Origin of the sequence: Spiroplasma endosymbiont of Dromius quadrimaculatus (assembly GCF_964031155.1) — a bacterium.
Lineage (GTDB): Bacteria > Bacillota_I > Bacilli_A > Mycoplasmatales > Nriv7 > Nriv7.
Genome location: NZ_OZ035010.1, coordinates 1,027,224 through 1,048,676, shown reverse-complemented (window position 1 = coordinate 1,048,676; position 21,453 = coordinate 1,027,224). Strand labels below are relative to the sequence as shown.

The 21,453-nt window shown below is 24.7% G+C and carries 20 protein-coding genes, 1 tRNA gene and 1 riboswitch; all 21 genes read left to right on the top strand.

Going from position 1 to position 21,453, the window contains the following annotated elements; genetic code table 4:
- The first annotated feature begins 10 nt into the window (after nucleotides 1-10).
- The 21 genes from uvrC (at nucleotide 11) to AAHM88_RS05780 (ending at nucleotide 21,268) form a co-directional block, all read left to right on the top strand.
- Nucleotides 11-1,783, top strand: coding sequence for an excinuclease ABC subunit UvrC (gene uvrC / locus AAHM88_RS05880; RefSeq protein ID WP_342262567.1), 1,773 nt, complete (start codon nucleotides 11-13; stop codon nucleotides 1,781-1,783).
- Between the two features lie 168 nt (nucleotides 1,784-1,951).
- Nucleotides 1,952-2,944, top strand: coding sequence for an HAD family acid phosphatase (locus AAHM88_RS05875; RefSeq protein ID WP_342262566.1), 993 nt, complete (start codon nucleotides 1,952-1,954; stop codon nucleotides 2,942-2,944).
- A 360-nt stretch (nucleotides 2,945-3,304) separates the two neighbouring features.
- Nucleotides 3,305-3,799: a nucleoside 2-deoxyribosyltransferase gene (locus AAHM88_RS05870; RefSeq protein WP_342262565.1), complete on the top strand. Its 495-nt coding sequence runs from the start codon at nucleotides 3,305-3,307 to the stop codon at nucleotides 3,797-3,799.
- Nucleotides 3,800-4,002: 203 nt separating this feature from the next.
- Nucleotides 4,003-4,079, top strand: a tRNA-Arg gene (locus AAHM88_RS05865).
- A 31-nt stretch (nucleotides 4,080-4,110) separates the two neighbouring features.
- Entirely contained in the window at nucleotides 4,111-4,863 is a 753-nt protein-coding gene (locus AAHM88_RS05860) for a DUF3196 family protein (RefSeq protein WP_342262564.1), read from the top strand.
- 90 nt (nucleotides 4,864-4,953) lie between these two features.
- Complete coding sequence (gene tig / locus AAHM88_RS05855; RefSeq protein ID WP_342262563.1) at nucleotides 4,954-6,234, top strand: trigger factor; 1,281 nt, start codon at nucleotides 4,954-4,956, stop codon at nucleotides 6,232-6,234.
- A gap of 80 nt (nucleotides 6,235-6,314) precedes the next feature.
- Nucleotides 6,315-8,702, top strand: a complete 2,388-nt coding sequence (gene lon, locus AAHM88_RS05850) for an endopeptidase La (RefSeq protein WP_342262562.1) — start codon at nucleotides 6,315-6,317, stop codon at nucleotides 8,700-8,702.
- Nucleotides 8,703-8,836: 134 nt separating this feature from the next.
- A riboswitch (cobalamin riboswitch) is annotated at nucleotides 8,837-9,026 on the top strand.
- Between the two features lie 116 nt (nucleotides 9,027-9,142).
- The gene (locus AAHM88_RS05845) at nucleotides 9,143-10,324 is read left to right on the top strand and encodes a hypothetical protein (protein ID WP_342262561.1); all 1,182 of its coding nucleotides are present in this window, start codon (nucleotides 9,143-9,145) and stop codon (nucleotides 10,322-10,324) included.
- On the top strand, nucleotides 10,312-10,581 hold the full coding sequence (locus AAHM88_RS05840; protein ID WP_342262560.1) for a hypothetical protein: 270 nt from the start codon (nucleotides 10,312-10,314) through the stop codon (nucleotides 10,579-10,581). Before AAHM88_RS05845 ends, AAHM88_RS05840 begins: the two co-directional genes overlap by 13 nt.
- Before the next feature lie 6 nt (nucleotides 10,582-10,587).
- Entirely contained in the window at nucleotides 10,588-11,127 is a 540-nt protein-coding gene (locus AAHM88_RS05835; RefSeq protein ID WP_342262559.1) for an energy-coupling factor transporter transmembrane component T, read from the top strand.
- A 16-nt stretch (nucleotides 11,128-11,143) separates the two neighbouring features.
- Nucleotides 11,144-11,347: an energy-coupling factor transporter transmembrane component T gene (locus tag AAHM88_RS05830; RefSeq protein WP_342262558.1), complete on the top strand. Its 204-nt coding sequence runs from the start codon at nucleotides 11,144-11,146 to the stop codon at nucleotides 11,345-11,347.
- 57 nt (nucleotides 11,348-11,404) lie between these two features.
- Nucleotides 11,405-12,175, top strand: a complete 771-nt coding sequence (locus AAHM88_RS05825; protein ID WP_342262557.1) for a hypothetical protein — start codon at nucleotides 11,405-11,407, stop codon at nucleotides 12,173-12,175.
- A 354-nt stretch (nucleotides 12,176-12,529) separates the two neighbouring features.
- A complete protein-coding gene (locus AAHM88_RS05820; RefSeq protein ID WP_342262556.1) occupies nucleotides 12,530-13,813 on the top strand; it encodes a hypothetical protein in 1,284 nt (427 codons plus the stop codon).
- Between the two features lie 200 nt (nucleotides 13,814-14,013).
- On the top strand, nucleotides 14,014-14,436 hold the full coding sequence (gene rpsP / locus AAHM88_RS05815) for a 30S ribosomal protein S16 (RefSeq protein WP_342262555.1): 423 nt from the start codon (nucleotides 14,014-14,016) through the stop codon (nucleotides 14,434-14,436).
- Nucleotides 14,437-14,449: 13 nt separating this feature from the next.
- Nucleotides 14,450-14,701, top strand: a complete 252-nt coding sequence (locus tag AAHM88_RS05810; RefSeq protein ID WP_342189928.1) for a KH domain-containing protein — start codon at nucleotides 14,450-14,452, stop codon at nucleotides 14,699-14,701.
- Complete coding sequence (rimM, locus tag AAHM88_RS05805; RefSeq protein WP_342189927.1) at nucleotides 14,701-15,207, top strand: ribosome maturation factor RimM; 507 nt, start codon at nucleotides 14,701-14,703, stop codon at nucleotides 15,205-15,207. The genes AAHM88_RS05810 and rimM overlap by 1 nt, the downstream gene beginning before the upstream one ends.
- Nucleotides 15,208-15,230: 23 nt before the next feature.
- Nucleotides 15,231-15,965: a tRNA (guanosine(37)-N1)-methyltransferase TrmD gene (gene trmD, locus AAHM88_RS05800; protein ID WP_342262554.1), complete on the top strand. Its 735-nt coding sequence runs from the start codon at nucleotides 15,231-15,233 to the stop codon at nucleotides 15,963-15,965.
- A gap of 24 nt (nucleotides 15,966-15,989) precedes the next feature.
- The gene (gene rplS / locus AAHM88_RS05795; RefSeq protein ID WP_342262553.1) at nucleotides 15,990-16,361 is read left to right on the top strand and encodes a 50S ribosomal protein L19; all 372 of its coding nucleotides are present in this window, start codon (nucleotides 15,990-15,992) and stop codon (nucleotides 16,359-16,361) included.
- 58 nt (nucleotides 16,362-16,419) lie between these two features.
- Nucleotides 16,420-17,292 (top strand): ribosome biogenesis GTPase YlqF, encoded by an 873-nt coding sequence (gene ylqF / locus AAHM88_RS05790; protein WP_342262552.1) that lies wholly within the window; start codon nucleotides 16,420-16,422, stop codon nucleotides 17,290-17,292.
- 492 nt (nucleotides 17,293-17,784) lie between these two features.
- A complete protein-coding gene (locus tag AAHM88_RS05785; protein WP_342262551.1) occupies nucleotides 17,785-20,214 on the top strand; it encodes a hypothetical protein in 2,430 nt (809 codons plus the stop codon).
- On the top strand, nucleotides 20,204-21,268 hold the full coding sequence (locus tag AAHM88_RS05780; RefSeq protein ID WP_342262550.1) for a hypothetical protein: 1,065 nt from the start codon (nucleotides 20,204-20,206) through the stop codon (nucleotides 21,266-21,268). Before AAHM88_RS05785 ends, AAHM88_RS05780 begins: the two co-directional genes overlap by 11 nt.
- Nucleotides 21,269-21,453 lie beyond the last annotated feature (185 nt).

Below are 21,453 nucleotides of genomic sequence, written 5' to 3'. Positions count from 1 at the left end.
AATTTTGATAATGGTGTGAGTTAAGCCCCTTGTTTTACAAGAAAAAATTAAAAATTTACCACAAAGTTCGGGATGTTATCAGTTTTATAATGAAGCGCGACAATTAATTTATGTTGGTAAAGCAAAAAATATTCAACAGCGGGTAAATAATTATTTTAATAAAGTACATAATTTTAAAACTACTAAATTAGTTCGTGAAATTGCTGATGTGGATTATATTTTAACAATTAATGAAAAAGAAGCATTATTGTTAGAACATAATTTAATTAAAGATAAGCGTCCCCGATATAATATTTTATTAAATGATGATAAAACCTATCCTTATATTAAAATTACTGATGAAAATAATCCTGAATATCGTTTTGTTCGTAAAATTCAAAAAGATAATGGTAAGTATTATGGTCCTTTTCCTGATGGCACGGGGGCTAGAGAAGTTTTAAAGATATTGCAACAATTATTTCCTTTGCGAAGATGTAAAGGAAGTTTAGGAACGCCGTGCTTATATTATCATCTGCAATTATGTTCGGGTGCTTGTTTTAAAAAGATTCCTGAGGAATATTATGCCTTGATGAAAAAGAAAATTAATGATTTTTTTCAAGGAAAAAATCAAGATATTAAAAATAAGATTACTGAGCGAATGCAACAAGCAGCGATTAATTTACAATATGAAGAAGCACAAAGATTAAAAAATGTTTTAGATAAGTTACAATTATTTATTTCTCATCAGTTTGTTCAATTTCGTGATTTTCGTAATCGTGATTTTATTGGTTATGCTATTAAAGATCATAAATTGTCAATAACAGCATTATTTTATCGTAATGGACAATTGCTTTCTAAAGATGAACAAATTTTTACTTTATTTAATGATGATTTAACTGATGCAATGAGAAATTATTTACAACAGTTATATACTAATAATACTGTTCCCCAAGAATTATATGTTGCAAATATTGTTTTAGATGATTTGGCAGAAGCATTAAATATTAAAATTATTAATAAGCTTACTAAAAAAATGCAAGAAATTATTTCTTTAGCTACTAAGAATGCTCAAGAATTATTAAAGCAACAACTTGTTGATTCTTATCAAATTAAGTATCGTTATTATGAGATTGTTGAACAATTAGGAAAACTTTTAAAAATCGCGACACCACAATATATTGAAATTATGGATATTGCCAATTTAGGACATGATAATGTTATTGGTGGGGTTATTGTTTATCAAAATGGTCAAGCAATTAAAAAACTGTTTCGTCGTTATAAAATTCAAATTGAGCAACAAGGGGATTATCATTATTTACAAAATTTAGTTTATCGTCGTTATTGAAAAAAATTAATGAATAAAGAACCAATGCCGGAATTAATTATTGTTGATGGTGGTAAATTACAAATTGATAGTGTGCAGTTGCAATTAGAAAATTTAAATATTAGTTTACCAGTTGTCGGTCTTGTTAAGAATAGTCATCACAAAACTGATTATTTATTAGATAATAAAGGTTATCGGTTGGATATTGCTAAAAAGAGTGCTTTATTTCATTGATTAACTAAAGTTCAAGAAGAGGTCCATAATTATACAATTTCATTTCATCGTCAACAACGAACTAATTCTTTATTTGTTAATTCGTTAAAAAAAGTTAAAGGATTAGGTGAGTTAACTATTAAAAAGTTATATCAACAGTTTGAAACAATAACAAAAATGAAAGCAGTTTCATTTGCTGAATTAAATGCTATTATTAAAAATAAAACAACAACAAAGGAGTTAATTGCTTATTTAAAAGATAATTAATTTAGAAATTTTATTCGTTAAATCGAAAAATTTATTACTAATTTGATGCTAAAATGCTTATATAAAAATATAAGCATTTTTATTTTTAATAAAATAGAAGGAGGATATTATTTATTGAAAATAAAATGCAATGATTAAATTTATAAACTAGATATAGGAGTATTAAATATGAAAAAAGTATTAAAAAATATGTTATTAACAATTGCCCCATTAACAATAAGTGCTAACTTTTTAGTATCTTGTAATCATACTAGTAAAGACAATTTGACTACTGCTTTTAATGAATATGGAGCATTACAGTCGGTATTATGAGCAATTTCTGCTGAAAGAAAAGCACAATTATTAACACAATATCGCTTAAAAAAAGACTTATATAGTCAAGTTATCGCAAAACAAAAGCAAGTTGATAAGGCATTAACTAAGGGTAAATTGAATAATAATCTTGTGAAATGAGAACATAATAAACTAACAATTAATCAAACCCAAGAAAATGAGTTTATTCCTGTTGTAGCTGTTGATTTAGATGAAACATTTATTGATAATACGCCATCATCAGCATATAATCTGTTAAATAACAAACCATTTCATTCTCTTGAATGAGATAAGTGGGTTAATTCGCAACAAGCAACAATTTTCCCAGGGGTTTTAGATTTTGTTCAACATGTTTATAAAAATGGGGGATTAGTAATGTTTGTTTCTAATCGTTTGCAAGATACTCATAAAGAAGCAACAAGAAATAATTTAATTAAAGAAAATTATCCAAAAGAATTATTACAAGATTTTCATTGATGAATGTCAGGTGTTAAAGATAGTGAACAAAATATTGTTAAAGAAAAAGAAGATCGTTATCATTACTTAAACAGTAATAAATTGCATATTAAAGAAGGAATTGCTGTTAATATTCGCATTATGATGGTATTAGGTGATGATATTAATGATTTTAATTCTAATTTTACTAATGCTAAGGATAATATTTATCGTAACTATTATTTAGAAGATAATGATGTCCAACAACTTTTTGGGCAAGTAGCACCAGCCGTTCGTTTTACTAGAAAAAATACTGAAATTACAAAATATTATGCTAATTGTGGGCAACAACCAGATAAGTTATTAAAAAATAAAAAATACCTTGATAATATTCAAGAAGAATTAACTTGATAATATTCAAGAAGAATTAACTTGATAATATTCAAGAAGAATTAACTTGATAATATTCAAGAAGAATTAACTTGTTGATATAGTACTTATGGTTTAATTGGTGGTAATGCGATGTATGGGGGCTGAGATAGTGCTTTTAAGAAGAAATATTTTGAACAGCATAAGACCTCTTATATGAAACAAGCAATTAGAGAATATTTACAAAAGTTTACTTCTTGGGATTAGAAATTAAATAATAATTTTGGATTTTTGTTCATAAATTGGCAACTTCACCAGCAATATTTTAAATATAATATCACTACGAAAGTGGTACCACTTTCGTAGTGATATTAAAAGATAAGTATTTGGAAAGGGACAATAAGAATGAAAAAAATATTTGTTTATAATGCGGGACCATTATTTAGTGAAGCAGAACAAAATCAGAGAAAAGCAGAAGGAATAAATTTAAGAAAGCAATTAGGTGATGATTTTGAAATTTTAAATCCCATTGAGTTTAGTTTTAATAATGAAAATGCTACGCCAAAAAATAACGAGATATTTAAAAAAGATTATGAAGAGATTAAAAAGTCAAAATATGTAATATTTGATATTGATGGCCGTGATAGTGGGACATATATGGAATATGGTTTTGCCTTTGAACAATGTTTGCAGGAAGAAAAATATTTAATATGTGTTTATAGTGATTTTAGGTTGTATCAATCAAATATTGATATTGAGGAAATTCCTGGATATGGTATTAATGAGATGATATCAGGTAGTTTACAATACAATGATATTAGTAAAAAGAAAATTTTTAAGGTTAAAAATTTTCAAGAAGCAATTAATAAAATTAAAGAAATTGAAGGAATTTTAAAATAATAAAAGGGAATAAATTTTTAATTCTTTTTACAAATGAAGAAGCAATGTTGATAGAATTTAAAAAATAATTTCTATCAACATTTTTGTAAAATTATTTATTAACATTTTTTTATATTTAAAGGATTTAGTGGCTATTAATTTTATTTAAAATAATTGCAGTTTAAAGCTAATAATGTTATTATTTTTTATGTAGTATAAAATGTGCCCATGTAGCTCAGTTGGATAGAGCATGCGCCTTCTAAGCGCAGGGTCAAGAGTTCAAGTCTCTTCATGGGCGCCATTTAAAATAAAAATGTTGGTGAATAAGTTTAATGAATAATAAATATTATACTTTTTTTATTAAGGAAATTGAACAGTTAATTGCTAATGAAAACTATGAACAAGCGAAAGTTAAGTTAAAATTTGAATTAGATTTACCTTATATACCAAAAAAATATGAACAACAAATTATTAAACTTTATGATGAAATTCAACAGTTAACAAAAGAAAAACCAAATATTAAGCAATGAGATTTAGAGACAATTAAAGAAATTATTAATAATCCGTTTGATGAAGAAATTCATTTAGTAGCGTTTAATTTTTTAGAAGAGCAAAATGCTAGAAAAATATTATCAACATTACGAGATTATCTAAAAAATTCGTTGTTTAGAAATGAAAATAAAACGCATTTGTTAATAGTTTTAAAAAGACAAGATATTGATGAGGTGTTTATTGTTCAAAAAACACATGGTCAGTATTTTGTTAATCCGATATTGATTTCTGAATTTCATCTTGATGAATGTACTAAAAAAGTTAAAACTATTTTAAGTAATTTTGTTTATAATGATAATCCTAGTTTAGAACAGGTTTGTTGATACTTATGAGAAAATTATTGATATAGTCAGTATCCTAATTTGCCATTAATGGCGGATCTTCCTGCGGTAGTTAGTGCTATTATTTATAAAGCACAAATTATGCAAGGTGATGATGAATGTAAGCTAAAACAGATTTGTCAAAATTTAAAAACTGATGTTGTTCTTACTGAAAGATTTTTATTACAAATTGAGAAAGAACAAATTTTTTAAGATTTATTATTGGATATTTGTTAAAGTTTAATTGCATTTAGTAATTAAACAAGGGTATAATTAAATCGTTGAAATATAGGAGGATATTTGATGAAATTTACAAGTAAAAAAAATATTGAAGAAAATAAAGGAAAGTATATTATTGAATTTGAAAAAGAAGAATGAGAAGATATTATTGAAAAGGTAACAAATAAGTTGAAAGCCCGTTTACAAATACCAGGTTTTCGTAAAGGCAAAGTGCCAGAAGCGATGGTACAAAAATATTTAAGTGAAGCACAAATTTTGAATGAAGCTCATGATATTGCAGCTGATAAAGCGTGAAAATTTGCTTTATTAAAAGATGATCCATTGAAACCTTTTAATCAGCCAAGTTGAAATATTGATGCTTTGTCAATGGAAAAATATACTATTTCTTTTGAATTTGATTTAAAACCGGAAGTTAAAGTTGAAAAATATACAAATATAAAAATTGAGAAAATGGCAAATATTGTTAATGATGAGGATATTAATCAGGCACTTAGTCAGTTACAAGAAAAATCAGTTATTTTAGAAATTAAAGAAGATAAGATTACTAATGGTGATGTTGTTATTTTTGATTTTGAAGGGTTTAAAGATGGTAAGTCTTTTGCTGGTGGAAAAGCAGAAAATTTTAGTTTAGAAATTGGTTCAAAAAAGTTTATTCCTGGTTTTGAAGAACAAATGATTGGATTGATGGCTGGTGAAGAAAAGGATTTACTTGTATCGTTTCCTAAAGATTATTTACAACCAGATTTAGCAGGAAAAGAAGTAACTTTTAAAGTTAAGATTAAAGAAGTTAAAAATAAGATTGTTCCAGAAATTAATGATGATTTAGCAAAAGATGCTAATATTGATGGTATTGAAGATTTAGCACAATTAAAAAATTTTATTAAAGAAAATTTGATTAGGGAAAATGAAGAAAAAATTAAAGATGAGTTTATTAATAATTTATTATTAGAAATTTCTAAAACAGCAACGATTCATATTCCTCAATCAATTATTGATAAAGAAGTATTAAATCTTCAAGGTGAATTTGAGCAGAAGTTAAAAGAACAAAATATTGATTTAAAAGAATATTTGAAGTTAACTAAATTAACTGAATTAGATATTAAAAAGGAGTTACGCGGCGACGCTAAAACAAAAATTAGTAATTATTTAATTTTACAAGAAATTATGAAGCAAGAAAAAATTCAAGTTAGTAATGATGAGGTAGAACAAGAAATTATTGAGTTTGCTAAGTTTTATAAGATGACACCAGAAGAAGCTAAAGAAAAAATTATGGATACTAGTATTGTTGAAGAAGGTTTAAAACATCGTAGGTTATTAAATTTTCTTTATGAGAATAATGGATAAAATAGATTTAGCATTTTAATATTGCAAGTGCTAAATTTTTATTATATAATTAAGTAAATCTGTTTTATGGAGGTATCATAATGATAGATAAAGAACAAATAAAGTCTTTGGAAAATATTCCTGTTTTGGTTACACGAGGTAGTTATATTTATCCCGGATTTGAGCAGGTTTTAGAAATTGGTCGTAATAAATCATTAAAGACTATTGAAGTGGCTAAGGATAATTTTGATAATCAAGTTATTTTAGTATCACAAAAAAAACCTTTAGATGATGAACCAACAATTGATGAAATATTTGATGTTGGAGTTATTGCTAATTTAAAAATAAAAAAAGTTTGAGAAGAAGGTTCGTTTACGGTTAATTTTAAGTCACTTAATCGGGTTAAATTACTGAATTTAAAAGATAATGGTACTTATTATGAAAGTGATATTGAGGTTTTAGAATCAAATCATGAAGGTAGTGTTGAAGAATTAGTCCAAAAAATTACTAATAATTTAACAGGATTATTGGAAATGCAAGAAGGTCTTCCTGAAGATATCTTACAAGAGATTAAGGTAAATATTAATAGTAGTCCTGGAGAAGTAATTGATACATTAGCACAGTTTTTACCTTTTTTACCGTTAGATAAAAAACAAGCTATTTTAGAAGAGTTGAATGTTGAACAACGCTTGAATCTTTTAGTTGATAATGTTAATAGTGGTAAGCAAACTGGTGAAATTGATCAAAATATTTCTGAAAGAATTAAAGTTAGAATTGATGAACAGCAAAAGAAATTTTATTTACGAGAAAAACTTGAAGCAATTAAAGAAGAATTAGGTGAAATTGATGACGATAGTAATGAGATGAAGAAATATTTAGATCGTCTTCAAAAAGAACCATTTCCTGAGAATATTAAAGTTCGTGTTAAGGAAGAAATTAATCGTTATGAAATGATGCCACAAGCATCAAGTGAAGCTAATATTATTAGAACATACATTGATTGGGTAATGGCGATTCCTTGACATGAAGAAAAGGAAGAAATTGAGGATTTACCATTTGCTTTACAAACTTTAGATAAATATCATTATGGTTTGGAAAAAGTTAAAGAACGAATTATTGAACATTTAGCTGTTAAACAAATGACTAAATCATTAAAAGGACAAATTATTTGTTTAGTAGGTCCTCCCGGAGTAGGAAAAACATCACTTGCTAAGTCAATTGCTGAAGCAACAGGAAGAAATTTTGTGAAGTTATCATTAGGTGGTGTTCGTGATGAATCAGAAATTCGTGGTCATCGAAAAACATATATTGGTTCAATGCCAGGAAGAATAATCCAATCAATGAAACGAGCTAAAAGTATTAATCCTTTATTTTTGCTTGATGAGATTGATAAGATGGCTAATGATTATCGTGGTGACCCTGCTAGTGCGATGTTGGAAGTATTAGACCCAGAACAAAATTTTGAGTTTTCTGATCATTACTTAGAAGAAAATTATGATTTATCAAAAGTAATGTTTATTGCTACGGCTAACTATATGGAAGATATTCCCGAACCATTATTAGACCGAATGGAAATTATTCAATTATCATCTTACACAGAAATTGAAAAAATGGAAATTGCTAAAAATCATTTAATTGCTAAAGTATTGCAAGGTAATGGTTTAAATGAGCAGTTATTAAAATTTGAAGATGGTGCAATTAAAGAAATTATTAAATATTATACTCGTGAAGCTGGTGTACGACAGTTAGAGCGATATTTGCATCAAATTGCGAGAAAGTTTATTGTTCGTTATTTAGCTAAACATTTAAGTGATGAATTAGTGAATATTGAAAAGGTTAAGCAATATCTAGGTAAACATAAGTTTGAATATACTGAAAAAGAAGGAACAGCTCAAATTGGTGTTGCTACTGGTTTAGCATATACTGCTTTTGGTGGCGATATTCTCTCAATGGAAGTAAATTTCTTTTCAGGTAAAGGACAGTTAGTTTTAACAGGAACTTTAGGTGATGTTATGAAGGAATCAGCAAATATTGCTTTGGATTATTTAAAAGCTAATAGTAAGAAGTTTAATATTGATTCCAAGTTTTTTAGTAATAATGATATTCATATTCATGTTCCTGAAGGGGCAGTACCTAAAGATGGACCTTCAGCGGGGATTACAATAACAACAGCAATAATTTCTGCTTTAACTAAAAGACCTGTATCTAGTGATGTTGGAATGACTGGGGAAATAACTTTACGAGGGAATGTTTTACCAATTGGTGGTTTAAAAGAAAAATCAATTTCTGCTCATCGCAGTGGAATTAGTACAATTTTAATACCTGATAAAAATATGAAAGATTTAGATGATATTCCTAACGAGGTGTTAAATGAATTAAAAATTATTCCGATTAAACATTATGAAGAAGTATATGACTTTATTTTTAATTCTAATTCAACAATAACATCCACTGATGTTATTACTGATGCTGTAGCAGTTGCTGCTTAATTACGAAGATAATTAATACTATGAAGAAATTCTTTATAGTATTTTTTTATATTCTGATTATTTTATTTTTAAAATATTTTTTAAAAATAAATGTGAGTTAGTTATTTTTATTGTAAGATTACTTTATAAATAAATAAAAATATTTTTTATAAGGTTAATTGCATTTAATGTAATTATTAAAAGGGAATTTAGTGTGATTCTAAAACTGTCCCAGCAACTGTAATATTGACATTAATTATATAAGTCATTGAAAAGTTATTTTTGAGAAGGCATAATTAGTGGTTGAAATTAAGTCAGGAGACCTACCTTAGAAAAAATTATTTAATTCTCCTGGGGATGGGTTATTAAAAAATGATTTTAATTTAACTACTTTTAAAATTTATTTTTTAATCTTAAACCATCACCTAGTGGTGGTTTTTGTTTATAGTCAGGAGGCAATGATGAAATTAAATATTTTTAAATCAACAGTAGTTAGCATTGAAGAAGATAGTTATTGTGTTAAAAAACTAGTTTTATTATCATTTTTATCAGCAATGGTTATTTGTGTAAAATTTTTATTAGGTAATATTGTGGGTGTAGAATTAGTATCATTTTTGCTGTGCTTATATACCCTTTATTTTTCTTTACGAGATAGTATTTTTATTGTTACTATTTTTAACTTGGCAATAATGTTATTATATGGTTTTAGTGCTTGAAATTTAGTATATTGATTAATATTTCCTTTTGATGTTTTAGTTATTAAAATTTTGAAAAAACAAATTAATAATCGTTATAGTTTTGGTGTTATTGTTGGAACATTAAGTTTTTTAATTATGTTCTGATATTTTCTTAGTGATTTGTTATTTTTTGATTTAACATATGCCGTTGGTGGTTTAATATCAGCATTACCGATGGCATTAATGGGATTTGTTACTAATTTCTTAGTGGCATTATGACTGTTTAATCCTTTAAATAAGTTATTTAATGCTAATATGCGTTTAATGTCGCAAAACTATTTATCAGTTAACATTAAAGATAATATTAATGTTATTAGTGCTTTTCTAACAGTAACATTTTCAGTAAGTATTTTTGTAATCATATCGTTAATAATGCTTAATAATCATCAATTTATAAAATGATCGCAAAATGTTAAGAATATTTTAACTAATGATAAATCGTTAAATAATAGTTATGACTATGCGTTTAAGCAAGGAATATTAACTAGTGAAGATTATTTTACTTTTTATCACAGTTTAGCACCTAATGAATGTGGGATTGTTGCTATTTATGATGAAAATAATATTTTTAAGGCACGAATCAATAATTGTAGTGAAAATTATAAGACATTACAAAATATTATTTTTGATAAAAATATAATGACAACACCAGATCAGTTTTATTTTAATGATGTTAGTTCTAAATTCAAGAAACATTATGGTCGCTTTATTGGTGATTTATGAGCTTTAAAAGCTGGAAAATGACAAAAAATTAATTCTGGAAATACTTGCCCGTTTATTTTTACTAAGGATATTAAAAGTGCGTATGGAGTTATGGACACTGAACTTAAAAATAAGGAAATTTATCAATTATCATATAACTATAATAACGAAGAAAAGTTTTTGGAAGGGAAATGTTATTACTAATGATTAATAACATTAATTATTATCCAAAAAATTCTTTAATTCATAACTGAGATCCCCGAGTTAAATTAATTGCTATTTTACTTTTAATGATTATTTCGTTATTTAAAATTAAGTTTAGTGGGTTACTAGTATTAATGACAATATTTTTAATATTATTTATTAGTTCGCAATTACCATTATTTTTCTTAATTAAACCATTATGAAAAATGGGTTTACTTTTTTTATTAGTATTAATCGTTTCTAGTTTTGTTATTTAAATTTCTTTGCCGGATGCTAATGATGCTAATGAGCAGTTTAATTTATTAAAGTGAGGTTATCAAAATAATTATTTTTCAATAAAGTTCTTAAATATTAGTGAATATGATTTTTTAACAAAATGAAATAAAGAAGAACAATTACAATGAATTCAAGCAATATTACGAAGAGAACGAATTCATAGTGGAATGTTAGAAACAGTAAATGATATGCGATTAGGTTTAATATTTCGTTGAAATATTTTTGCTTTTTCTTATCAGACAATTTTTAAATCACTATATATTGTTAGTAAACTTTATTTAGTTATGAATTGGTCATTATTGTTAATCAGAACGACTAAATTAGAAGTATTACTTAATAGCTTAGAAGACCTTTTAAAACCGTTAAAATATTGTAAAGTTAAAGTTAATGCTCTCGCTATTGGCTTGACTATTACGCTTAATGCTTTACCATTGCTAATGAGAGAAGCTAAAACTAATTTATTAGCCCAAGCTTGTCGAGGTAGTGATATTAGCGGTTCTTGATGACAAAAGTTAACCATAATTTAAAGCTTTTATTATTCCAATGTTTAATAGTAGTTTTATCCGTGCTGATAATTTAGGAACAGCAATGTATACGCGTGGGTATAAAACTTCTATTAAAAGAACAAGATATTATCAATATAAAATTCGGTGATGAGATGTAAGTTTATTTTTAATCGTGTTAACTTTAATTGTTATCTTAATAAATATTTTTATTTTTCAAATCAACATTTATGTTAATGTTTAATATTACAACAATTACTTTTATATTTGATAAATATATTTAATAAGGAGATTCTAAATAATGAAAAAATTTTGTTTAATTAAAACTTTCTCGCTTTTGTTAATTTTAAATCCGCTATTTTTAGATGGATGTAATGCTTTACAAATGCCATTTAAAAATCAACAATATGATTTTTGCGTATTTTATCAAGATAAATTACTACCCATTGGTGATAATTATGAACAAAATCATTGAATTAATTTAGAAAAAGGAAATAAAATTGTCATTAAGGTGGATAAGGATATTACTTTAGATGAATTTGTTAAAAATATTGAGATTAATGATAGTGCTAGGGTTTCTGGTTTTGAAGGAGCAATTGTTAATGAAGTTATTGAAAAAATATTATGGGAAAAATCTGGTGACTTTTATCAATCAGCATCATTTTTAACACAGGATTCTTGAATTAATTATCCAACAACTAATAAGACAAGATGAGATGATATTTTATGTCATAGTAATGTTTTTAATCCTTTAGGAGAAATTTCATATCAAGAGTCAAAAAGCAAAGCAAGTTATGAGCTGTGAATTCAAGAGTGAAAAGAACAGAACAAATGTGCTAACAATAAAGCATATAATAGTAAAATTTGATGAGACCCTACTAATGAATTTGGAAATATTTTAGATACTTCAAAGCAGAAAATCATTTTTGAAGCTTTTAATAAAAATTTATCGCAAAGAAATGAGTTTATGAAAATTCCGCTTTCTTTAGTTCTTTCGGGAGCATTTCAAATTAAGAAACAATTACCAAAGCAATTTGTTCTTGAAATTAATCCTCAAACATTGTGACGCTAAGAACAAAAAGCACCTTTAGTTCATTGAGGGTTTTATTTCATATTAAAGAATATTAAAACTGTAAATAATAAAAAAGTTACTAATTATGAGTTGCAAAATCTTATTCCTCATATTTCTAAACTAAAATATTATCATCAAATTTTAGAATATTTGCACAGTCGAAATTGAATTTCTTGAAATGAACAATTAGCGTTACGATAGGAAATATGTTCCCCGCTAGTGTTATTTGGGTTTATACGATAAGTAATTAGCATCAGTTTTATATATAGAGTTATTTTCTTTTTTCTATTTAGTGATATAATGAAACTAATAATTATTGTGTATGAAAACAAATAATCGGGGGTCTAAAATGATATGAAAAGATTATTTAAAATATTAGGAACGATTGCTTGCAATAGTAGTGTAATAATAAATTTTATCGCTTGTAGTTCTAGTGATAGGCTGACAACACCAGCAACAAAATCATTACATTTAAGCAAATTAGATATAAATATAAATATGGAAAATGTTGAATTAATTAATTGACGCTTATCTAACACCTTAATGATATTGAAAGAAGATTCTTCGCGACAAGCTTTTGTTTTTGATGCGAATGCTAATAATAAGTTAACTAGTTTAAATCGAAAAATTGATAATTTTTGACGCTTATCGGATACTACGGGAATATTTAAAGAATTTACTACTAATCAAGCGTTCTTGTTTGATGCGAATGCTAGTAATAAATTAATTAATTTAAATAAAAAATTTGACACTTTTAAGCGCTTATCGGATACTACGGGAATATTTAAAGAAAACTTGCAAGGAAAAGCGTCCTTTTTTGATAATAATAAGTTAAGTAGTTTCAATGAAACTGTTATTAATTTTTGACGCTTATCAAATACGAGAGCAATAATTGGTGATAGTAAGCAACAAGCGTTATTTTTTGATGGTGCTGCTAATAATAAAATAACTAATTTAAATAAATCACCTAGTAATTTTTGATCATTATCGGATGCTAGGGGCATATTTAAAGAATTTACTACTAATCAAGCGTTCTTGTTTGATGCCAATGCTAGTAATAAATTAACTAGTTTGAATCGTAAAATTAATCATTTTTATCGTTTATCGGATAGCACGGGAATATTTCAAGAAGATAGTTCTGGACAGAGTTTTGTTTTTGATATGAATGCTAGTAATAAGTTAATTAGTTTGGAAAGCAAAATGAATCATTTTTATCGTTTATCGGATACTATGGGAATATTTGAACAAGCTGATACTAAGCAAGGGTTCGTTTTTGATGCGAATGCTAGTAATAAGTTAATTAGTTTGGAAAGCAAAGTGAATCATTTTTATCGTTTATCGGATACTATGGGAATATTTGAACAAGGCGATACTAATAAAGCGTTCTTTTTTAATGCTAATATTAATGATAAGTTAATTAGTTTGAATCATAAAGTTAAGCATTTTTATCGTTTATCCGATACTATCGGAATATTTGAGCAAGGAGATACTAATCAAGTGTTCTTGTTTGATGCTAGTGTTATTGATAAGTTAATTAGTTTGGAAGGCAAAATGAATCATTTTTATCGTTTATCGGATACTACGGGTATATTTCAAGAATTTGGAACTAATCAAGCGTTCTTTTTTGAATATAAGTAAAGTTTAATTAAAAATAATTTTTCATCAAGATTTACTATTCAATAGTAAATCTTTTTTATAAAAATAAGTTATTTTTTTAAGTAGTAATAATATTAACTGTTAAGTAAACTTGCTTGACATATATATAGATTAACGATATTATTAATTATGGTTTAAAAAGATAATTAAACCAATAATAGTGAGAGGAGTACTTATATTTTATGGTTAAATTAAGACTAAAAAGGATGGGAAGAACTAAACAACCTTTTTATCGTATTGTTGCTATTGATTCTCGTATTAAAAGAGATGGTGAATATATTGAATTAATTGGAACATATGATTCTTTAAATGATTCGTTAAAAATTAATAAAGAATTAGCTTTAAAGTGATTAACCGTTGGTGCTCAACCAACTGAAACAGTTCGTAGTTTATTTGCAAAAGAAAAAATTATGCAGGCATTTCATGAATTACGACAAAAAAATAAAGCAAAGAAATCAACAGCAGAGAAAAAAGTGATTAAAAAAGAACATTTAGCTAAGGAAGTTAAAAACAAAGTAAATGATGATAAAAGTAGTAATTCTAAATCAACGGTTAAAGTTTCAAAAGAAGCAAAGGTTATTGATAAAAAAAATTCGAGAGAATAAATGGAGTTAGCTAATGATGAATTACATTAATACTGTTAAAATATTAATTAGTCCAATTGTTAAAGATATTAATAATATTCAAATTAGAATGTTAAATGAAAATGACAATGAATTAGAAATTCTTATTATGACTAGTGATAGTGATTTGGCAAGATTAATCGGTAAAAAAGGATTAATTATTGATTCGATTCGTCGTTTAGTTAATGTTAAGGCATCAAGAGAGCAAAAAAGAATTAAAGTATCTTTAGAGGCTTTTAACGAATAATGAAGTTTGTTAAAATTGGTAAGGTTATTAATACTCATGCTTTAAAGGGCGAAGTAAAGATTAGATGTTTAATGCCTAAATATGAGCGATTCTTTGATGCTAATCATGATATATATTTTTATGATTCTAATAATTATACTTATGAAATATTAACGGTTGTTAGTTCTAGAAGTCATAAAGGTGATCTTTTAGTTAAATTTAAAAATTATGATTATATTAATGACATTTTATTTTTAAAGACTCAAGATTTATTTCAACTTAGTAATAATCCTCATTTAGTAAATGATGATGAAGTTGAAAACTATATTGGATTACAAGTTATCAATGTTGATGATAATTCACTTATTGGTGAAGTGATTGATTACTTTATTACTAAAGCGCACGGTGTTTTTGTTATTCAAACAGTTATTGGTGAACAAAAAATGTTGGCCGATGTTTCACAGTTTATTATGAATATTCTTTGAGAACAAAATACTGTTTATGTTAAGTTAATTAATAATTGATAAATTATAGAGGAGGCAAAAAATTAATGACAACAATTCAAATTATCACTTTATTTCCCGAACTCTTTGTTAGTTTTATTAATACATCAATTATTAAGAATGCTGTTAAGAAAGAAAAAGTAAAGTTTAATATCATTAATCTTCGTGATTTTGCTATTGATAAGCATCAACAAGTTGATGATTATCAATATGGTGGTGGTAATGGGATGGTATTAATGGCGCCAATTGTAGTTGCAGCGATAAATTATGCTCGTGAGCAAATCCCTAATAGTCAAGTGATTTTATTATCGCCACAAGGAAAAACATTTAAACAGGATATTGCTAGTGAAATGGCTAGTAGTAATAATTCATTAATTTTAGTTTGTGGTCATTACGAAGGTTTTGATGAAAGAATTAGAGATTTTGTTGATATGGAAATATCTATTGGTGATTATGTTCTTAGTGCTGGTGAAATTGCCAGTATGGTTATAAGTGATGCTGTTATTCGCTTATTACCAGGTGTTATTCAAGAAGCATCACATCAAAATGATTCATTTACTAGTAAGTATTTAGATTATCCTGTATTTACTAAACCATTAGTTTTTAATAATCAGCAAGTTCCTGATGTCTTATTATCAGGTCATCATAAAAATATTGATATTTGAAGAAAACAACAAGCGTTTTATAATACATATAAAAAGCGACCAGATTTGATTGATTTAAATCAATTAACACCACAAGAGCAAATTTGAATTACTGAATTAGAAAAAGATAAAAAATAAATAATAATGGAGGGAGCAATTGTTATGAATATGCAATTAGATCGACAAATTACTGAACAACAACTTCGTACTGATATTCCAAAATTTAAATCTGGCGATACAGTAAGTGTTGCTGTTGAAATTAATGAAGGTAACAAAAAACGAACACAAGTTTTTACTGGTTTAGTTTTAAAGCGTCAAGGGTCAGGTATTAGTTCTAGTTTTACCGTAAGAAAACTTACTGGTAGTACTAGTATTGAAAGAACTTTCCCTTTACATTCACCGCTAATAAATAAAATTGAAGTTTTAAAAATTGGTCGTGTTAGAAGAGCGAAGTTATACTATATGCGTGATCTTATTGGTAAAGCTGCAAGAATTAAAGAAGTAGTTAGTTCTAATAAGAGAAATAAGGCATAATAATTAATAAAGGTAAAGGTAGAATTTGCCTTTATTTTTCAATTAAGGAGACATATTAATGGAAAAGTTAAATATTAATTGATTTCCAGGTCATATGGCAAAAGCTATTCGCTTGATGAAAGAAAAATTAGCATTAGTTGATTTAGTAATTGAACTTCGCGATGCGCGAGCCATTAACTCTAGTATTAATCCAATTATTCAAGAATTATTTAAAAATAAACCACGAATTATTATTTTGAATAAAAAAGATTTAAGTGATATGAAAGTAAATCAAGAATGAATGGCATTTTTAAAAAAAGACCCGTTAGTTAAAGTAGTATTAACTAATTTATTAGTTGATCAACCCAAAAATGAAATTATTTTATTAATTAATCAATTATTGAAAGATAAAATTAATCATCAAAAATCTCGTGGCATTCCAAATTGACAAATTAAGGTGATGATTATTGGGATTCCTAATGTCGGCAAATCACGGTTAATTAATAATTTAGTTAAAAGAAAAGTAAGTAATGTTGCTAATCAACCAGGAGTTACGAGAGGGATTCAATGAGTCAAGTTAGCGCAAAATATTCATTTACTAGATACGCCGGGAATTTTATGACCTAAACTTGATGATCCACTAGTGGCAGTGCATTTGTCATTAATTGGAGCTATTAAAGAGCAATTATTACCATTTATTGATATTAGTTACTATGCGTTTAATTTTTTAGCAAAACATTATCCTCATATTTTAAAGGAACATTATGCACTTATTATTCAATGAAAACAAGATATGCAAACTAAAGAAATGGATTGTTATTTTTTACAAATGGCGAAAGCAAATAATGTATTAGGTTCTTCTGAACAACAAATTATTCAAATGATGACAAATTTTTATTATGCTTTTACAAAAGGAATAATTAAAAATATTTCCTGAGAAAGACCGAAATAATAATGGGGGCGTATTAAATAAATATTGACATTATAATTTTGTTTTTGGTTTGTATCCGCTATTTTAATTTTTAAAGATTAAAAAGAAAGTAAATTAAGAGAAAAACTTAATAAGATGTTCATTCATTAATTAAAAATGTGAAAAAATTCATTGTAAATTTGAATTAAAAGCAAAAATTGTTGAAATGGAATTAAAATTAAAAGAATTAGCAAAAGATAAAAATAAAGAAAAATGATAAATAATAAAATTCCAATTTAAATTGGAATTTTATTATTTTTTAAATTTTATCAAAATTAATTGTTAGAAATAGAAAATAAATTTTATTTTAAAAATATTTGTTATGTGATAAAATTAATTTCCTAACATAAGAGTTTAGGTTGCTTTGCTATTAATAACCTTGTTGCTACTGCTAATATTTTTTATTTTTATTTGTTTAACAATAATGCATATTTAATTTAATAAAATAACGAAAAAGAAAGGAACAATAGCAAAATGAGAAAAAAACTTGTAGGATTATTAGGAACAGTTACAATAACAAGTAGTTGTATGCCAGCTGTTGTTGCTAATTATCCAATTCAAAAACAAAAAGAATCAAATAATTTAATCCAAAAGCAAAAAGAAAAGAAAAATATAATACAAAAATATAATAGTTTATTAGATAAAAAAGATAATGCAAATTTGGAATTTATTAGTTCATATATTAAAAATAATGATTTTTATTTCTTGTATAAAAATATCGAAAATAATGAACTTTATCTTTATTCAAAAACAAATGAATCAGTGGAGCAGTTAAATAAAAGAACTTTTACTTTACCAAATGAATATAATTATTCATTAAATAATTTAATACGATTTTTAATCAATGAAAATGATATTTATTTTCTTTTAAATAATAGTATTTTTAGATTTAATTTAAATGGTTCTTATATCAAAGATATTCATATAGATGGTATTAAAAAATTTAATATTTCAAAAATTAAAACCAGCAAGGACACTATTTATTTCTTATCTGATGATAATATATTTAAGTATAATTTAATAAATAATAGTGAAGATTATGCAGTAAAATTTTTTTCTGAAGAACAAATATTAGATTTTGATGTTAATAATGAAAATGATGTTTATTTTGTTAGTCGGAAGAAAGATAAAAAATTTTCTTTTAATTTAATTATTTATTATCAAAATCAGTTTACACATTTTGACTTAGATTTTTTAAAACAAATTAATCAAAATTTAAATATAGAAGGAATTAGAATTGATAACAAAAGTAATATTTATTTTATTTCTTCAAAAGATTTTTATAATAAAGAATTATATAAATTTTCTAATAATATAGTAAATAAAGATAACTGTGATAAATTTATCTTAAAACTAGGTTACTATATTGACAATATGTTTTTTGATATTGAAAATAATATATATATTATATCCGAAGAGAAAATGTATTTTTTAAATGTAAATACAAAAGAATGAATTTTTCTTAAAAAAATAAAAAACAAATTAAGAAATATAAAAGAAGTTTTTTTTAGTAAAGAAAATATATATTTTATTACCCAAAATAATATATATTATTTAGATTATAATAGTTTAAAAAACATGTTAATTACAAAAAAACAATTAATTAAAGAAAAAAAAGATTTAGAAAATTTTTTTACAAAAGAATTAAAAGAAATTAATTTAAATTTACAAAATCTTTTAGAATCAAAATTTAAATTAAATAATGAAATGTCAACAAAAAATATACTTTTTTTAATAAAAGAACAATTAAAATTAATAAAAGAAAATCTAGATAATAAAAATAAAGAAATAAATCAACTGAAAAGTAATCTAAATACACAATTAGATGAAAAACAACAAAAAATAGCGGAATTAACTAATGAAATAAATCAACTGAAAAGTAATTTAAACATACAATTAGATGAAAAACAACAAAAAATAGCGGAATTAGAAATTGAATTAAAAACAGCAAAATTAGAAAAAAATAGTTTAAATGATACTTTAGAAACTTTAAATAATGAAATTGAATTTTTATTAGATAATGATGTTAGTTCTTTTAAAAATATATCTTTAACAGAATTAAATAAAAATTTAAATCAATCTCTTTTTATGTTAAAAGTAAAAATTCAAAATATGGCGAAAGATTTAGATAATAAAAATAGGCAAATAGCAGAATTAGAAAAAAATGAAGATAAAAAAATAAATAAACTAAATAATCAAATAAATTCATCAAAAGATTTCATTACTTCGTTAGAAGACAAGTTGCGTAATAGTGAAAATAATAAAAAAATGATGGAAAATTTACAAAGAGATTTAGATAATAAAAACGATAAAATAGCAGAACTAGAAAATGAACTAAATACAAAATTAGGTGAAAAACAACAAAAAATAATAGAATTAACTGGTGAAATAGAATCCTTAGAAGAAAAGATCAAAATTGAAAATAATAAGGAAAATCAATTAAATATAGTAATATCTCAATTAGAAAAAAGTGTTGAAAATTTACAGAAGGATTTAGATGATAAAAATAGGGAAATAAATCAAGTAAAAAGTAGTTTAAATACAAAATTAGATGAAAAACAACAAAAAATCGCGGAATTAACTGGTGAAATAGAATCCTTACAAGAAAAATTAGCAGTTACTCAAAATGATGAAAATACATTAAGCAAAAAAATAACACAATTGGAATCGACAAATCAACAATTAAACAAAAAAATAACAGAATTGGAATCGACAAATCAACAATTAAACAAAAAAATAACAGAATTGGAATTGACAAATCAACAATTAAATAATTTTATAAGTAAAATCAGTGAAGATCTTTTTAGTGAGCAAGAAATAAAAAAATTCAAAACTAATGATGAAAGAAATAAAGCAATATTAAGAAAAATAAAAAGTCTTTTATCTTTTAATGATGGTTATTAAAAACTTTAAAAAAGTATTATATATTTTAAGTTTAATTATTTTATTAATAATTGTCTTCATTAGTTTAATGTTCTATAAAAATAATAATGATTTTAATCAAATAGACAAATTTCCACTTTTTGCAAGAACAGAATGAGTTACTTATAATAATACAAATATTATTATTTCTCGTAATTTAATTAATAAGGAATTTAAAACAAAGGTATTTTTTTTAGATTTAAATAAACAGGAAATGACAAAAATTTCTTGAATAGAAAATAAAAATATAACCTCACTTTTAGTACAAAATAATGATGTTTATTTTGGAACAGATGATGGTATGTATATTTTAAAACAAGGTAAAATAACACCATCTATATTAAAGCAAACGGATTTTTATATAAATGCAATTTCTGCGTTTGATAATAATGTTTATTTTGGAACAGATAATGGATTATATAAATTAGACAATAATTTGAAAATTACTCAATTAAATGATATTAGGGTTGATTTAATATGTATTAAAAATGATGATGCTTTCTTTTTAAAATCTCGCGATAAGTTATTTTTATTAAAACCAAATTTAAAATTAGCTGAAGAAATTAAAAAAATAAAAATAGTAGATAAACATTTAATTACTAATTTTAAAACCGCTAATTTATATTTTGCGACAAAGGAAGGTGCTTATGTTCTTAAAAATGATAAAATAGAAAGAATATTAGATAAAAAAAATATTAATGGTATTTATGAATATAAGAATAATATTTATTTTGTAACAGAAGAAGGTGCTTATGTTTTAAAACACAATGAAATTAAAGTTAAACAAATTGAGGGAACAAATAACTTATTTATTAAGTATTTTGATTTTGATGAAAATGATATTTATTTTGGTACTAAAGATAGTGTTTATATTTTAAAACAAGATTCAAACTTAGTTGAAAAGATAAATATACCATTATTAACTATTAATGATGAAATAAAAAAAATAAAGATAAATAAAGATAAATTATTTTTACTAATAAAAACAAAATTAAATAATAAAGTAGTTTCAAAAATATTAATTTTTAATTTATAGTAATGATAAAATCAAGATAAAATAAATATTTAAAATAGTACTTTAAAGTACTATTTTTTATTTTGTCAAAGTAGAAATAAATAATAAAAAAGTTACTGCGTGTTTAGAAATATTTTTATTATTCAATTGCTGGAATTTAGAGCGGAGATTATAGTAAAAAAAGGAGAGACATCATATTATATATG